This window comes from Arcanobacterium pinnipediorum (genome assembly GCF_023973165.1).
In the GTDB taxonomy this organism is placed as follows: Bacteria; Actinomycetota; Actinomycetes; order Actinomycetales; family Actinomycetaceae; genus Arcanobacterium; species Arcanobacterium pinnipediorum.
Genome location: NZ_CP099547.1, coordinates 1,419,341 through 1,435,175 on the forward strand (window position 1 = coordinate 1,419,341; position 15,835 = coordinate 1,435,175).

At 50.0% G+C, this 15,835-nt stretch carries 14 protein-coding genes; 4 read left to right on the top strand and 10 right to left on the bottom strand.

Annotated features, from left to right (window positions below):
• On the bottom strand, positions 1-2,523 hold the full coding sequence (gene pcrA / locus NG665_RS06310; RefSeq protein ID WP_252672872.1) for a DNA helicase PcrA: 2,523 nt from the start codon (positions 2,521-2,523) through the stop codon (positions 1-3).
• Positions 2,524-2,651: 128 nt separating this feature from the next.
• Here pcrA and NG665_RS06315 point away from each other — a divergent pair, with 128 nt between their 5' ends.
• Both NG665_RS06315 and NG665_RS06320 read left to right on the top strand, forming a co-directional pair.
• Positions 2,652-3,929, top strand: coding sequence for an MFS transporter (locus NG665_RS06315; protein ID WP_252672873.1), 1,278 nt, complete (start codon positions 2,652-2,654; stop codon positions 3,927-3,929).
• Positions 3,926-4,672: a MerR family transcriptional regulator gene (locus NG665_RS06320; RefSeq protein WP_252672874.1), complete on the top strand. Its 747-nt coding sequence runs from the start codon at positions 3,926-3,928 to the stop codon at positions 4,670-4,672. The genes NG665_RS06315 and NG665_RS06320 overlap by 4 nt, the downstream gene beginning before the upstream one ends.
• 142 nt (positions 4,673-4,814) lie before the next feature.
• Here the strand turns inward: NG665_RS06320 and NG665_RS06325 are convergent, their stop codons facing one another.
• The gene (locus NG665_RS06325; protein ID WP_252672875.1) at positions 4,815-6,179 is read right to left on the bottom strand and encodes an MFS transporter; all 1,365 of its coding nucleotides are present in this window, start codon (positions 6,177-6,179) and stop codon (positions 4,815-4,817) included.
• Between the two features lie 172 nt (positions 6,180-6,351).
• On the opposite strand from NG665_RS06325, the gene NG665_RS06330 reads away from it, so the two are divergent.
• The gene (locus NG665_RS06330) at positions 6,352-7,824 is read left to right on the top strand and encodes a catalase (protein ID WP_289812911.1); all 1,473 of its coding nucleotides are present in this window, start codon (positions 6,352-6,354) and stop codon (positions 7,822-7,824) included.
• A 360-nt stretch (positions 7,825-8,184) separates the two neighbouring features.
• Positions 8,185-8,805 (top strand): type IV toxin-antitoxin system AbiEi family antitoxin domain-containing protein, encoded by a 621-nt coding sequence (locus NG665_RS06335; protein WP_252674096.1) that lies wholly within the window; start codon positions 8,185-8,187, stop codon positions 8,803-8,805.
• 62 nt (positions 8,806-8,867) lie between these two features.
• Here NG665_RS06335 and NG665_RS06340 read toward each other — a convergent pair whose 3' ends face one another.
• The 8 genes from NG665_RS06340 to NG665_RS06370 form a co-directional block, all read right to left on the bottom strand.
• A complete protein-coding gene (locus NG665_RS06340; protein WP_252672876.1) occupies positions 8,868-9,038 on the bottom strand; it encodes a hypothetical protein in 171 nt (56 codons plus the stop codon).
• Between the two features lie 1,116 nt (positions 9,039-10,154).
• The gene (locus NG665_RS06345) at positions 10,155-10,721 is read right to left on the bottom strand and encodes a type IV toxin-antitoxin system AbiEi family antitoxin domain-containing protein (protein WP_252672877.1); all 567 of its coding nucleotides are present in this window, start codon (positions 10,719-10,721) and stop codon (positions 10,155-10,157) included.
• A 29-nt stretch (positions 10,722-10,750) separates the two neighbouring features.
• Positions 10,751-11,458 carry a hypothetical protein gene (locus tag NG665_RS06350; protein WP_252672878.1) on the bottom strand — a complete coding sequence of 236 codons (708 nt, stop codon included), beginning with the start codon at positions 11,456-11,458 and terminating at the stop codon, positions 10,751-10,753.
• Positions 11,459-11,476: 18 nt separating this feature from the next.
• Positions 11,477-12,772, bottom strand: coding sequence for an ATP-binding protein (locus NG665_RS06355; RefSeq protein ID WP_252672879.1), 1,296 nt, complete (start codon positions 12,770-12,772; stop codon positions 11,477-11,479).
• Between the two features lie 79 nt (positions 12,773-12,851).
• Positions 12,852-12,980, bottom strand: coding sequence for a hypothetical protein (locus NG665_RS08675; RefSeq protein WP_289812912.1), 129 nt, complete (start codon positions 12,978-12,980; stop codon positions 12,852-12,854).
• Between the two features lie 223 nt (positions 12,981-13,203).
• Entirely contained in the window at positions 13,204-13,974 is a 771-nt protein-coding gene (locus NG665_RS06360; protein ID WP_252672880.1) for a DpnI domain-containing protein, read from the bottom strand.
• A complete protein-coding gene (locus NG665_RS06365; RefSeq protein ID WP_252672881.1) occupies positions 13,971-14,894 on the bottom strand; it encodes a nucleotidyl transferase AbiEii/AbiGii toxin family protein in 924 nt (307 codons plus the stop codon). The genes NG665_RS06360 and NG665_RS06365 overlap by 4 nt, the downstream gene beginning before the upstream one ends.
• Positions 14,887-15,834 carry a type IV toxin-antitoxin system AbiEi family antitoxin domain-containing protein gene (locus NG665_RS06370; protein WP_252672882.1) on the bottom strand — a complete coding sequence of 316 codons (948 nt, stop codon included), beginning with the start codon at positions 15,832-15,834 and terminating at the stop codon, positions 14,887-14,889. The genes NG665_RS06365 and NG665_RS06370 overlap by 8 nt, the downstream gene beginning before the upstream one ends.
• Between the last annotated feature and the right edge of the window lies 1 nt (position 15,835).

The window sequence follows — 15,835 nt, forward strand, 5'->3', positions numbered from 1 at the left end:
TCAGATCTTTTCTAATGGTGCGAATCGGAGCATGAGGCGTTTTTCAGCGCCGCTATCAAAACGAACTTTAGCCACCGTAGATTTCCCAGTTCCTTCGAAAGACAACACTTTTCCAGTGCCAAATTTTCCATGACGTACTCGATCACCGACTGCGATTCCGCCGGTGGCAAGTTCACCTGAAGCAGGCTGGCCGCCAGTTTCTTCTTCTGTAGCCGGTGCGGCCTCTTGGCCAAGAATCTTTCCTGGTCTAAACTTCCCGCTTCCGCTTCCAATAGCCGGCGCGAAATCGTCGTCGTCACTATTACTCCAACTATTGCGCTTGGCGCCCCAACTGTTGCGAGCACTACCCCACGACGCATGACGTACCGTATCCATCGCTGATTCTTCGCGGCGCCACTCGATGATTTCTGCCGGTATCTCGTCTAAGAAGCGCGAGCGCGGGAGTTCTTGCGGCGCACCCCATTGGGAGCGGGTGGCGGCGCGAGTGATGTAAAGCCGTTCGCGAGCGCGCGTCAGTGCAACGTAGGCGAGGCGTCGTTCTTCTGCGAGTTCTGTTGGTGAAGAGAGTGAACGGATATGCGGGAAGGTGCCGTCTTCAAAACCAGTAGCAAAAACGACTGGGAATTCCAAGCCCTTTGCAGTATGGATCGTCATGAGGACGACTTCGCCCTCATTATTCTCATCTTCGTCTGGGATTTGATCTGAATCGGCCACCAGTGAGATCTGATCAAGGAAGTCAGCCAGTGTTCCTTCTTCGTTACGCACCCGGAAATCCGAGGCGACCGCGTGCAGTTCGGCAAGGTTTTCTACCCGCACCTCATCTTGTGGATCTTTCGAGGTCTGTAGCGCCTCTAAATATCCCGAAGCCTCCATAACTGAATCGAGAATATCGGCAGGACTTTCCCCACTATCGGCTTGTTCGCGGGCTTTTTCGAGCATCTGAACAAAGGCAGCCATGGCGTTGCGCGCCCGGCCTTGGATTCCAGCTACCTCGCTGCGCCCTTGTTCAACAGCTAGTTGCGGGTAGGCAACATCGGTGAGTGCTTGGCCGAATGAGATCTGATATTTTTCGGCATGTAACGCTACTGCACCTTCAGCTTTCGCGCCCAGACCTCGCTTGGGTTCGTTGAGCACGCGGCGTATGGAAACCGTATCGTCCGGGTTAGCGACGGCATGGAGATAGGCTAACGCGTCCTTGATTTCTTTACGTTCATAGAATCGAGTGCCGCCCACGACTTTATACGGGATTCCCGAGCGCACAAACATTTCTTCGATTGCGCGCGACTGCGCGTTTGCTCGATAGAACACCGCAATATCGCCGTATTTGTAGCCATGCTTGGTACGCACATTATCAATTTCTTCGACGACGAAGGCCGATTCATCTGATTCGGCATCCGCAACATACCCGACGAGTTTTGCCCCATCTCCACTAGCCGTCCACAATTTCTTTGGCCGCCGCCCTTGGTTGTTGGCGATCAAAGAGTTAGCTGCAGTCAAAATATTTTGCGTGGAACGATAGTTTTGTTCCAGCATCACAGTAGTTGCGTTGGGGAAGTCTTGTTCAAAATCTTCAATATTTCGAATTGTTGCGCCACGGAAGGCATAGATGGACTGATCTGCATCACCCACAACGGTGAGTTCGCCGTGGAGTGGATCGTTTTCGTCGCCAATCAGTTCCCGCACGAGCTGGTATTGCGCCGTATTAGTATCTTGGTATTCGTCTACCAAGACGTGCCGGAATCGACGTCGATAATGTTCGGCGATCGCCGGATTATCTCGCAATAATCCCACAGTGAGCATAATCAAATCGTCAAAATCAACCGCATTGGCCGCCCGCAACCGGCGTTGATATCCACTATAGGCATCGGCAATCATCTGATCATCACGATCTGCAGCTTGAGCTTTAGCTTGGCTAACCGTCACCATCGCGTTTTTCAGATCCGATACTTTTCGGCTCAACGTTTTTGGCGGGAAGGCTTTAATATCAATGTTTTCTTCTTGGGCAACGATCTTCATCAGCCGTGCCGAATCTGTAGCATCATATATGGTAAACGACGACCGCATCCCCAGAGCCTGATGCTCGGTACGCAAAATCCGCACACATGCAGAATGGAAAGTAGAAATCCACATGCGGTTCGCCGTCGATCCCAATAACGTTTCAAGGCGCTCGCGCATTTCTTTGGCAGCCTTATTCGTAAAGGTAATCGCAAGAACTTCACTGGGGCGCACATGCCCGGTCGCAATAAGATAAGCGATACGAGTAGTAAGCACACGGGTTTTTCCAGAACCTGCCCCGGCAACAACTAACATGTGCCCGCCGGTATGCATCACCGCTTGGCGCTGCTGCGGGTTCAGCCCCTCAACGAGCTGCGCTACCCGCTCATCGGCGATCTCGCGCGCCGACGAACCACTAGCTGGCGCATACGCCGACGCCGATTCGGGCCGACTTGCCGTGGCCTGAGCTTGGGCAATTCGAGCCTTTAATCTATCCATTGCGGAAACAAATGCATCATCTTTACTCATAACACCCCTAGCCTAAAGGACACCTCCCACACTTTTTGCTGTACACACGGAACTACCCCAGATTTGTGGGTAAAATCAGCACATTTCCCATTGACTTGCCCCCAAGGGCCACCTTTTACACTGACTTTATGACACAACAACCTGCCCCACAAGGAACTCCAAAAGCTTGGTATGCCACCGCTTACCTTGCCTCAAATGCTCTATCTGTCCTCGGCAACTCCCTGATCACAGTAGTTTTGCCCGTGCTTATCATCGTGCGACTCGGCTCACCAACCTGGGCTGGCATCGTCGCCGTAGCCACCACCAGCGCACACGTATGCGCCGGATTATTAGGCGGAGCACTAGCCGACCGAGTCAACCGCAGAAACCTCTGCCTCGCCGCCGATCTCCTATCCGCACTCTCTGTCTTCAGCCTTTTCATTATCGACTGGATCGGCCTAACCAGTGCACTGTGGTTTATCACCCTCGGAATTATCGGAGCATTCGCCGATGTCCCCGGGCAAACTGCCCGGCAAGCCCTTGGCCCGCAGGTGGCAACGTCGTCGTCGATAAAATATGAAACTATCACCGGATACTTCCAAACATTACAAGGAGGCGCGCTCATCATCGGCCCCGCACTCGCCGGAGTATTCCTCATAATGCCCGACCCATCCTGGGCACTCCTAGCCACCGGAATCTGTTCCCTCCTAGCCGCTTTCACTACTGCACTTATCCCCTACGATATCGGCGAATACCAAAGCACAACACAAACACATAACTTCATCGGCCACATAACAACTGCCGTCACCTTAATCCGCAAAACTCCGCTCTTGCGTTTCGCCATCACGTTTGCGATTGGAATCAACGTCCTTTACACGGTCACCCAAAGCTTCGTCCTGCCCACACATTTCACACTGCTTAATCAGCGACACTACATCGCCTGGATTCTCACAGCCATGGGAGGAGGCATGATGGTCGGCGGAATCGTCTACGGGCTGCTAGCCAAAAAAATCACCCACTCCACGCTATTTCTGAGTGCTACTTTCCTCAGTTTCATCGGCGCACTGATGATGCTGAGTTTATGGGACTTGTCAGCAGTTATAAATGGCGCATTTTTCCTCGGCATTGCCTTTGCGATCATCAACGCCAGTGTCACAATCGCCATTATGGGGTTACTGCCCGAAGGAAAACGCGGTTCAGTCATGGGAATTATCCTCACTCTTATCCTTGCGGTTTACCCACTCGGGTTCGGACTTGCCACCTTGCTATACACATACAGTGGGCTAGGCGCAGTTAGACTAGTGCTCGCAGGCGGATTCGCCGTCGCTACCGCGTGGGCGCTCCTATCTCAACAAAGCCATGCACTCAATACTGCACCGCACACTTCCCAGCCAACATCCGAGACCACCCTAAGTAGCTCAAGATGATCCTCTACTCCCAGCAACTGACCGAATTAACCGGCGCATCCCGCAAAGCCTTGCGACTCTATGAAGATCGTGGACTGCTAACCGCAATCGGCCGCGACGCCAACGGCTGGCGAATCTATACCGCAGAACACCTACTGCGAGTAGCAACCATCAAATTCCTGCAAGAATCTGGACTGACCTTGGATGACATTGGTGCCGTCTTAGCCGATAGCCAAACATCGCAACCATGGGACCTCGCCGAACAACGCCTCAAGGCGCGTATTGCCGAGGCCCAAGAAAAATTGGCCGTCTTACAACAGCTGAAAAACATGCGTACCCATGACGCAGATCTGCCACTCTATTCACCCGATATCAGCGACCTTCTCAATATCCTCATCAAACGTGGCTACCCAGCAGAAATGGCCTACCGCAGTGGTCAAATCTTACAATTCTTGGAACTAACACTAGCTGCAGAAAAATGGCAGGCAATCCTCCGTTTAGGAAGGAAAGAAGTGACCAATATTAACGACGAGATAATCTCGTTAGCCCGAGAATTTGTTGATTTAGCACATGTGCCTGCCGATTCGCCTCGGATAGATGAGTGGCGCGATAAAGCACTTTCTTATGAACAAACACATCCAGATACCGTACACACAGGTTTTAAGTCCCTAGGAATAGAACAAAAGATAAGCACTGTTCTTGATAGCTTATGGACTAATGGGCTCTCCCCGGCACAACTTCGTGCGAGCGCAATATTTGACTAAATCTTAGGAAAATGCTTTGCCCTTTGTATGAATAAGACAGTGGCTGTGCATACGATTTGCATATTCGTGCATTTAGCCGAAGAAACACAGGTTTTTGAGCAAAAATGCAAACTGTATGCACGCAGGTTAAGCAAACGAGCTTTTATAGCGCATCCAACGATGTCCCGTTCGTTTCCTTTGCGAACATATAGATAAGACCAGCTGCAAACAGCAAGGCAGCAAACAGGATAAATGCCGGTACGACGGCGTTTAACGTCACCTCTTGTTTGACCACACTCCCGCCGATCAAAAGCCCCATCACTAGCGGGCCGAAAATCTTTGCTGACGCGCCGATACCGTACCCCAGGCCCAGGCCGGTGGCCCGCACATGGTTCGGGAACTGTTCGGCACCAAAAGCGTTGAGGATGCCGAACGCACCGTCGCCGAACGCCATCGCTATTACCACCCCGGCGAAGAACATCACCCAGGAACCACCGGCACCTAATGCTGCCGAGAACGCCATTAGGAATGAGCCACCAGCCCCGAATACACCGCACATCAGTAGCGTCGGGCGCCGCCCGATTTTATCGGCGAGCCAAGCTACCCCTAACCGACCCAGCAAGTCCGCAAGGGAAACGAACATGAACAGCGCGGCGACCGTCGTCGTCGATAACAGATAGCCTTCGTGAAGTAAGGTCTGGCCCCAGGACTGAATCGTCGCTGAGCCCAGGACGAAACTGAATGTGCCGGTAGCGACGATGAGGAGCGAGCGCCAGTGGTGGCGAACAACCGTGCGATACGAGGCGGATGGCGTTTCGTTCGACGACGACGGAAGCGCACCTACGTCGTCGACGGAGAGTTCGAGCGCCCAGGCTAAGGATTGTCGCGCCTGGTCGGGCCGGCCGCGAACCAGGAGGAATCGCGGGGACTCTGGAACGGTGTTTAGCCAGAAAAGTAGGAGGATGGGCAGAGCACCCAAGGCAATCAGCCCACGCCAGTTGTCACCAAACCCCCACTGCGCAAGCGCACCTAAAAATAGGCCGAGCGGGATGAAAACTGAGGCCAGCCCGGAGAGGAACCCGCGATGCTTGGCCGGGACGAACTCTTGGACATACGGAATCGAGACGATGTTGAGCCCGCCCACACCAATTCCCACCAGTATTCGCAACATCGCGAGCATGATCCAGCCACGCTCGGGAGTGAAAACCGAGGCTAGGGTGAAAACGGAGAACATGAGGACGCACCAGAAGAAGGCGCGTTTGCGACCGATGCTATCTGCCAGCCTGCCCCAGATAATCGCACCCAACACAGTGCCGAGCCCCGAGCAGGCGAGGATGCTTCCTGCTTGCAAGCCGGACAGTTGCCAAGGGTCGGTCAGGAGAGAAACAACGAAGCCAATGAGGAACATGTCGAAGAACTCTGCGATGTTGCCGGAGATCACTAAGGCAATGAGCGACTTTTGGTGGCGGGTAAGCGGGCGCGAATCGATTTGCTGGAGGGCGGTTTGGAGAGATTGTGAGGGCGTCATGGCTATAGGGTATCAAGGCAGAGATTCGGTTATGGAGTCAGTGGCTATCAACTCACCGTTGACGAATTCACGACTGATAAACTCGTTGTCAGCGAAATCTAAGACAATATCTCCGAAAGCCTACTAGACTAAATAATGCAGGTTTCAACTATTTTTATCGGAGGTAATCGTTATGACTCGTCGTCCTACTCCACCGGCATCCTCGGCTGAGCCAACCGGCTCAACAATGTATAACGGAGCTCCTGCCGATTCCGATCGCAACTCGCTCTCGCAAGGAAATCTTGGCCCGCTCTTACTCCACGATGTTCACCTCGTCGATACGCTTGCACATTTCAATCGCGAATCGGTACCTGAGCGTCGCCCACACGCCAAGGGCGCAGGTGCGTTCGGCACGTTCACCGTTACGCAGGACGTGTCCAAGTGGACCAAAGCTGATTTTCTTCAACCTGGTAAAACCACTCGAACTCTAACTCGCTTTTCCACCGTCGCCGGTGAAATGGGTTCGCCCGATACCTGGCGTGACGTTCGCGGCTTCTCCACCCGCTTCTACACCGAAGAAGGCAACTTCGACCTGGTAGGTAACAACACTCCAGTATTCTTTATCCGTGACCCGATGAAGTTCCCACACTTTATTCATTCCCAAAAGCGCCTCGCCTCTAACGGGCTGCGCGACAACAATATGCAGTGGGATTTCTGGACGCTCAACCCAGAAACCGCACACCAGGTTTCCTATCTTATGGGCCCGCGCGGTCTACCGAAGTCGTGGCGTACCATGAACGGCTACTCCTCACACACCTACATGTGGATCAATGCTTCCGGGGAACGTTTCTGGGTCAAGTACCATTTCATTTCCGAACAAGGTGTGGAAAACTTAACCAACGCCGAGGCTGAAATTTTGGCTGGCAAGGACGCCGAATATCATCGTCGGGATCTATGGAATGCAATCGCAGAAGGCAATTTCCCATCCTGGAAGCTCTCCGTTCAAGTCATGCCTTACGAGGAAGCCAAGACCTATCGCATCAACCCCTTCGATTTGACCAAGGTGTGGCCGCACGCAGATTACCCGTTGCATGAGGTGGGTGTGTTGACGTTGAACGAAAATCCGGAGAACTACTTCGCTCAGATCGAGCAGGCCGCATTCGCGCCGTCGAACTATGTGCCCGGAACTGGCTTCTCACCAGACAAGATGTTGCTGGGTCGCGTTTTCGCCTACGCTGATGCACAACGCTACCGGATCGGACCAAACTACGACCAACTACCGGTTAACCAGCCAATTCCCGAGGTCACAACGTATAAACATGACGGCCCGATGACTTACCATCATGTGGGTTCGGCTCCAACCTATGCCCCGAACTCCATGGGTAAGCCGTTCTCTGATTATGAAGGACGAGTTGAAGACGGCTGGGAAGCTGACGGAGAGATGATTCGCGCAGCATACGAGCTTCGCGAAGACGACGACGACTTCAGCCAAGCTCATGACTTGGTCCGAAACGTCTACACTGAGCAAGAACGCGAGGATCTCGTTGATACGTTGGTGAGCGCGACCGAAGGCACGAACGACGAAGTTTTCGAACGTGTGATTTGGTATTGGACGAACGTGGATGAAGAGGTTGGCGCTAAGCTGCGGGAACGGGCTAACCGGTAAACTGGTATGACTGCCCGCTAGGTGCGATTGCTCGTTAATGGTATTTCTATCTAGCGCTGTTTTATACTGGTGAATCTCATGCGGGGCTCCTCACCTTGAGGAGCCCCGTTCTTGGTTAGTTCTGTACTAAGAACAAAATTCTCTATCGTGCTCGTATAGAGCCAATGAGCATTTATGCCATCGACTCGGCAACATCATTGACCAACCTCGATTCAAGTAAACACCGGAAAAGCTGTATTGACGCAAAGAACTCTTATTCACCCGTTCACTCTGATACGGCAATTAGCGATAGTCAATTGTAGGTTTATAACCTACAATTGAAACACGAAAAGGAATGGCCATGCTGAATCCATCGCTCATCTGGCAGAATCAGAAGGCGTATTTACTACCGCCCAAGCTAGGCGTTTAGGAATCCCCCGCGATGCTTTACATGATGCGTTTTCGTCTGGCCGCGTAGAAAGAATCATGCATGGTGCGTATCGCTTAGTTGGCTCTGGCGCTTCCTATACTGATGAGCTAGTCGCATTGTGGAAACTCACCGCCCCAAAGCAGTTTACTCACGAACATATTCAGCCCGGTAACTGGGATGGCGTTACTGCGGGCGGAGCTACCGCTGCGTCTTTGCTCGAGATTAGCGACTTTCACCTATCACCGTATCGACTCTACGCACCTAAAAGGATAAATTCACGAAACCCGAGTGCTAGTTTCGCTCTGCGAATCATTCAGCGCGATGAGGTCGTCTTTATTCACGGCTTACTGGTAACGCGACCTGAGCGCACCGTTTCCGATCTCGTAATTGACGACGAAGATCTCTCGCTGATCGCAGATGTACTACGGGATGCTTCGCATAAGTTTCCAGAATTCAACTACGCAAGACTACTGGGCTTCTTAGAAGATTTCTATGGCGAAGAACGAGCTCAAGAAATATATCAGCAACTATTGTTCGATGCGCGGATCTCAGCCGAAAGTAGTACAAGATGAGATATAAAACAGCAAACACACTCGAACAAGCGGTCAAAACTGAAGTGCCCCGGGTTTTGTTCCTAGGCATGTTCCTTGATTTCTATTGTTTCATGGCCGGTGTTGCCGTTCCAAAACTCCTGTTCAACCTCAGCCGGTGTACGGTAGCCCAAGCTCTGGTCAAGCCGTGACTCGTTCGGCCACGAGACCCATTCAAACGTCGCGATTTCAACATCCAACCACGCCCCGCCCACGGCCACCTATGAATGAATCAGCTCATTCTTGAAATGAACCGTTGACGTTCTCAGCCAAAGCATTGTCATAGGAATCGCCAACCGTCCCTGTCGAGGTAAGTAATCCCATGCTCGGCAAGACGCTCATTATAGAAAATGCCTACATGTTGTGAGCCGTGGTCGCAATGGTGAATCAGCCCAGTTGTTTTCTTCGCGCATACGATCGCCTGATTGAGCGCCTGCAACGGCAACGCTTTACGTTCGCATTGAACCGACTAGCGCCCACCCGATAAATCGGTCCGGGTGAACACATCGGTTATAAGAGCGGTGCAGAGAATACTCCTTACGGGTACGGACATAGGAAATGTCACCCCACCCACAACCGATTCGGTCCAGGGGCTCGAAATTCACGTTGCACTAAGTTCGGGCGAGTATCTCACCCCTTGAGGTTTGCGAGTTGTTACAGGCAAGCGGCCCTTACCTTTACCACTAACTCCAGCAAGGCATATCAAACGAGCGGTGTGCTCACGGCAGCAGTATTACGGAGGCTACGAGTAATCACGCCACGGGATTGTGATTGACGATAGTCACGAACCACCAACACGGTCAGTGTTTAACATCGTGCAGATGAACTGACAAAACGATTCCGATACTCATCAATGAACCGAATCATTTACCAATGTTTCGGGTCGAGTTCCGACGCGAAAAAGCCGACGCGGCTTATCTGAACTCATTAGCATCGCGAAACTCTTGGTTTTCACAGCGAAGGTATGCATTTTCGACTCCCACGTCCACCGGCATACGCTCAAGAACGCGCCCCTTCCACGGCGAGCTACCTGCATCCATTGCCGAGCAGTGCGCCAAGAAACACCTAGTTTCGATGCCACAATCTTGCACGCTTCTTACAAGGAAACATTCTCCGCCACAATACGGTCTTCTACCAAGCGGACGACAAGATCCTTGCCGTCCTGATCAAATTTCATCTGCCTACCCAAACTATGCCCATCTACTTAAACGGAACAAAACCTGGGGCACTTCAGTTCGCTAAAAGTGTCCTAATACGGATGAAGTCCTCTTCCCCATCGCCAAAACTCCGTAAAGCCATATCTAAGTGCCGCTTAGTGACGGGTCGTTTTCTCACCATCCCATTTCACCTTTCAAGACTTGAAAAGCCGAGGTTGTAATGTAGCCCTGTTGGTGAGCCGTTTCAGCTGCTTCTTGCAGCCTTTCATCCATCATTGTGGTTCGGGCGCTCTTTATTGCGGCCACAACTGTTTGTGCGGGCACACCCTCGTAAACAGTCACCTCATCATCAGCTTGCACCCTATACACACGGATGCTGTCAGGCAAAGATCTCCGCGTCCGCTTAGGCACAGCAACACAAATATAGTCCGGGTTAGTGGGTGCCAGCCCCAACATTGCGATGACGGACTCACCGTACAAGTAGGCACCCCGCCCGAACCTTGCTACCGCTATCGCATAGGAATCCGTTTCACTGGGCACGTACTGAGATAACCGATAGAGTCCGCGACTAATATGCTCTAGCTTTCCGCGATGTGCAAGCTTCGCTAACTCCACAACCGGAATGCCTAGATCAGCAGCATCCTCAGTGGTCACCAAATAGTGCTTATCCACTGCAATTTCGTATAACTCGCCATACACAGCCATGGCAGAACTATACCACTTTTGGTATAGTTCTGCCATACTCGTCCTGTTTCAGAGCAGCTGAAGCACTAAGACCAGTCGTAGGTGAACAACGCGATGCGACTCTTAGGCTCGAAGAACAGCACGATAGCATCCGCCCCGCTACCGCAATAGTTGTAGCCGGCAACCTCGCCCACAAATAAGAACTCTCTGCCCTGATAGGACAGTGAAATCCCATCGTTGGGCAGACCGTCCGCTGGATCAATCGTCATCTCAAAAGCAGGCGGGACAGGTGATGTCTCAGACCAGTTTCCGTACGAAATCTCGCCACCCAGTACGTCCATGAAAGCCTGCGGATTACTCTCCTGCCAGGGCAACAGTTTCCCCGTCGTGTGGAAACGGTCCCGACTACGCTGATAGATCGCCTTCATTTCTTCGATGACCTCAGCCATGTCTTCATCCTCGTCCCCATGAGTAGGTGAGGAGAGAAAATAGTCTTCGCTAGCTAAGAATCGGTACTTGTTATCTGGGGTCAACTCAAAAGCCAGCCAGTTCTCCCCGCAAAACTCGGTATGAAACTCCTCAGTCCCCTCCCCAATCAAACCGTCATAGGGTTCAAACGGATTCAACATGTGCACAACAGTCCCGCGTAACTCCTCTTGCAGCAGACCTAAATCGATAGAGATTAAAGGCAGAAAATAGTTGGCAAGCCAAGGCTGGTCCGGAACAAACACGCCCTCAGGGAAAGGGGATAACCCTTCGACGAGTTCATTAACATCTTCTTGGAAGTCAGTCACGCTTGCCTCCTACTCTTCCTAATCCCTTAAACACGAAATCGGCACTACTAAAACCCCGTCTTTTCGTTTATACGCAAAGGGTGCCACTCCGCATAAGACCATCAAAAATGAAGGTGGCTTCATTCTATCGAAATCAAGTTTCGCTGCTAAATCTAATAACGTTCTTGCGCCTGCTTCTATATGTGAATCGCCGCCTAATTTAATTTCAATTAGTCCGTAGTTGCCATTTCGTAAATGAACAACAGCATCACATTCCAAACCTGAACTATCCCGATAATGGTAGACATTTCCATATAAACTGTCAGAATAAATTCTTAAATCTCTCATAGCCAGATTCTCAAACAAAAAACCCATAGTATTTAAATCATTTATCAGATCTCGAGGCCCAACTCCTAAGGATGCGGCCGCTATTGACGGGTCTACAAAATACCGAGTATCTGTAGTGCGTATAGCTGCTTTAGATCTTAGGTTCGGATTCCAAGCTGGCGAATCCTCAATGACAAAAATTTTTGTTAGAGCATCCAGATAAGAATATAATGTCTTTTCATCAAAGGTTTTTACATCATTGGACAACATATCTTTTCTCATTACCGCATATGATGCTTGACTACCAACATGTCTCGCATAAGACCGTAGGAGTCTCCTGGCTTTTTCTTTGTTTCTAGAAACCTTATCCACCCTACTTATATCTTGATTTATCAGGGCTTCATGATAGTCAATCGCTTGAAATAAAGCCGGCTTTTCTGCTAACGCAATTGATTTTGGCCACCCTCCTCTGCATATCCAAAACGCCAATTCGTCAATCGCCGTTTGACTTTGACCACTTGGGGTAACTCCTGCAAATAACGCGTTAAGAGAGACTTGCCCATTGGATTCTTGCGATTCAGACAAACTCATTGTTCTCATTTTTAGACGCGATATTCTGCCGGTACCCGTATGAAAGGAATCATCTAAATCTGCAGGAATAGCTGAACCAGTGAGAATAAATTGTCCCATCTCATTACGCTGGTCGACTTCATATCGAACTGCATTCCATAAATTCGGTGCAATTTGCCATTCATCAATTAATCTTGGCGTTTCGCCATCTAATAGGATTTGTGGATCGATCGATGCCATTTCTTTATATTGTTTTGACATATTAGGCTGATCCATAGAAATCATACTGTTGGAAAGCTCTTTGGCTGTTGTAGTTTTCCCACACCATTTAGGTCCTTCTATTAAGACAGCTCCCTTGGCATGTAATCTATCAGTTAAAAGTTTGTCTACTATTCTTGGTAAATATTCCATGCTTCCCCCCCTATCTATAAGAATCATATCAAATTCCTGTAAATATCGAATTAATATTCCTGTATTTGGCGATAATTAATTCCTGTAAATATGTTTTGCTTGTCGGTTAATTTCCAACAACTGCCCCCGTCTCAGCCAATAACTCTCGAATCAGCTCTTGGGCCAGCGGCGAATAGCAAACATTAACAAAAGTTTTACCATCGCGAGATTCACCCTGGTACCTCACGATACCCACTTCAGCTCCCCGGCTCGTTGGCCGTAGCACACCGTCGTCGCGCACAGATAACCATCTCGGATCAAACTCTTGCTGGGCTTTTCACTTAAACGCTGCGATGCTACTGGCGACCATCGATATCGGTGACGTTTGAGCGCAGAGAATAGAACTACAGGAAAACTGTCCGCATGGTGGACATAAAAAAGTTAACCGGTGATAGCGGGGAACATAGAACGGTGCTGAATCATATTGCTCTCCTATAGTATCCATTACCTAAGAACTCGATAAAACCTCTATCACGTAGGAGTTGCAGTTGCTGACGTATCTTTGCTTTCACATTCTTATTTTGGGGATGCTTCTGGCTAAGGACATGCTCAAAATTGTAGAGATCTCGGAGTGAAAATTCTGCTCTATCAAGCTGCTCGATACAGATCAAAGTGTCTAGTAACCACCCGCGTAAATTAGGGTTTTCAAGACGCAAACTGCTATTAGCAGATACTTGTTTACGCACTTTTTCAAAATCAGTGAACTGCCCATCTTTGATCAAATAGACCAACGCTTGCCGCGGAATTTCACTAAATAAGATATTGCATCCCACCCAACCAGCACGTCTTGCCGTATCTGCCAGCGGTTTTCTCTTTTCAATATCTTTCGGCGCGAAAAAGTACTTCGGAACCATCAATAAACTGTTGACGGCATAAGATCCCTTATCGTAAGACATCACGAATAAATCAGGATTCTGATTGCTTGATATCCGCTCAATCATTGTCGAATACGCACCATCAGTGATCTTGCTGCCTATTTTTCCAGACTTACTTTTCAGCTCATATTGCGCCGCACATTGGCCACAAAACAAATCGGCAACTGGGCGGTTATTTTCAAAATGATTCAGCTTCAAGTTCCCGCAATACGGGCAATAAACATGCTGAGCAACCCAAGCTTCACTAGCAACACGGATCTGTTGGGAGCTACTCCGATACCCTTGAACGAGACTCATATCTAATTTCAGATTCATTGTTCTTGCCGTCTCTTCTCCCAACGCAAATTACGAGAATCCCATACAGCCCCGCCGGTTTCTCCCGCTAGAGCCGGGTCAATACAAGTCTTTACTAGCTCTTCAGCACTCATGATATCTTGTAGCTCTACCGGAAGTTTTGCTTCTTTAGCTATCCTTCGGAAACCATCTGAGTACTTGCTCAGCCAATCCTCTGGAACATGGAATGAATCCAGCGTCCCTAGCCGTCGAATCCGTGCTTCTGACGCTAGTTGTTTTGAAAGCGCATCTCCATCAATGTCTTCATTTCGCATGTAAATAATGAGGTCCACGAGGTCTCTAACCCGACTGGAGGCTCGGCCTCCTTCATAGCGTTGCATAGTTGCACATACTTTATCCGCTATAGCATTCACTACTGGATAAACACGATAGGTGAATACCGGAATCCCCTCGACACTCAATCGATTTGCCGGTTCAATAGCATCTGTTTCTTCAATCGCAATACGATCAACAACGAGGTCAAGCGTTATTGCATTGAGTTTCTTCGTTTTACCGAAAAGCACCGATATCTTTACTCGATAACCATCGCGATATTCTTGATTACTGGCGATCAGTTGCGGATCGGGCTCAACCGTATATTCAAGATAATCGCCAAGGTCAATTCTTGCGATACGCTTGAGCTCGTCAACAGCCTCTTCAAGATCGTGGCCGTTGTAGACGACGTCGGTATCGCGCGTATATCTCGCATCAATCGTTCGAGCGAGCATGCCTCGTCCACCTTTGAGAATAAACGCTGGCGGGTCTTCACTAAAGATTCTTTCTAGAAACCTCCCCGTATAGTATCCTTCTAGGGCGTGGTTCGTATTCTGGGAAGATTTTTTCGCGCTCTCTTTAACAGCGAGCTCAAGCGCACGAGCAGTGCGATAACGACGTTCAGTCATCGTCGTCGGCCTTCCCCAAGATCAAATCAAGCTCGCTAAAATCCGGCATACTTTGACGCAGTGAGTCGTTTAGAGCTTTCATAGACTCTTTCCTCAATTCTAGACTTTTAAACCATCCCTGGATCTCTGATGCCATCGAAAGAGTACGCATGAGTGATCGGTAGCTTTCAGAATACAACCCGGTAGTTTTCGCTATTGCCTCTGCAGAGTCTTTCAACATATTATGTTGAGCACGCATAGCCTTTCCGGCTTCTGTTATCATTTCAAAAGACTGCGCTAGAGTTGCAACACCGGCGTTCAACTGCAGCAAAGCAGCATTACGCGCGAACAAGTCACGGGCAAACGCTTCCCCATCTCCTGTTGAATATCCATGCTTCTTTGCCAGCGGTTTAAGCAGATAGGCAAGACGTTCTTGATCGAATCTATATTCATTGCGGGCGGCATCAGCGATAATGTTTGCGATCAGGTCAGGATCTTCACCGAGCCGGATAAGATCATAAATAGTTCGTTCCATAGTGGTCACTGGCACCTGCTCGACCAGAATAATATCTTTTGGGTCAATCTCTTGACGAAAATAACGGATATCATCACGTGTGGTTTGTTTACGCACAGACAGCGTGAACGTATACGGAGAAGCATGAAAATCCCCAACACCATGCATATAGGCCGCAGTTCTGCCAGAAATAACCGCATCAAAGTACGGTTTGTTGAGCCGATCGTAAACTGTTTCTTTTGGAAAGACCGATAGCCACGCAGCCTTGACATCAGCATGCGAGGTTTGGTTACCAGACACATACTGGTACACGCCATAGGTCAGCTCTTCTACACGACCTGCATCGCGGAGTCGAGAGATTTGATTACGCCGCACTCCCATTTGTTGAGCTTGTGCGGTAGTGAACATACCCCACTGCGACATTGCTAGATTTTCAAGCTCTACCACA

Excerpts from the sequence above, each read along its gene's own strand:
- pcrA (WP_252672872.1), bottom strand. The coding sequence starts at position 2,523 with ATGAGTAAAGATGATGCATTTGTTTCCGCAATGGATAGATTAAAGGCT.
- NG665_RS06315 (WP_252672873.1), top strand. The coding sequence starts at position 2,652 with ATGACACAACAACCTGCCCCACAAGGAACTCCAAAAGCTTGGTATGCC.
- NG665_RS06320 (WP_252672874.1), top strand. The coding sequence starts at position 3,926 with ATGATCCTCTACTCCCAGCAACTGACCGAATTAACCGGCGCATCCCGC.
- NG665_RS06325 (WP_252672875.1), bottom strand. The coding sequence starts at position 6,179 with ATGACGCCCTCACAATCTCTCCAAACCGCCCTCCAGCAAATCGATTCG.
- NG665_RS06330 (WP_289812911.1), top strand. The coding sequence starts at position 6,352 with ATGACTCGTCGTCCTACTCCACCGGCATCCTCGGCTGAGCCAACCGGC.
- NG665_RS06345 (WP_252672877.1), bottom strand. The coding sequence starts at position 10,721 with ATGGCAGAACTATACCAAAAGTGGTATAGTTCTGCCATGGCTGTGTAT.
- NG665_RS06355 (WP_252672879.1), bottom strand. The coding sequence starts at position 12,772 with ATGATTCTTATAGATAGGGGGGGAAGCATGGAATATTTACCAAGAATA.
- NG665_RS06360 (WP_252672880.1), bottom strand. The coding sequence starts at position 13,974 with ATGAATCTGAAATTAGATATGAGTCTCGTTCAAGGGTATCGGAGTAGC.
- NG665_RS06365 (WP_252672881.1), bottom strand. The coding sequence starts at position 14,894 with ATGACTGAACGTCGTTATCGCACTGCTCGTGCGCTTGAGCTCGCTGTT.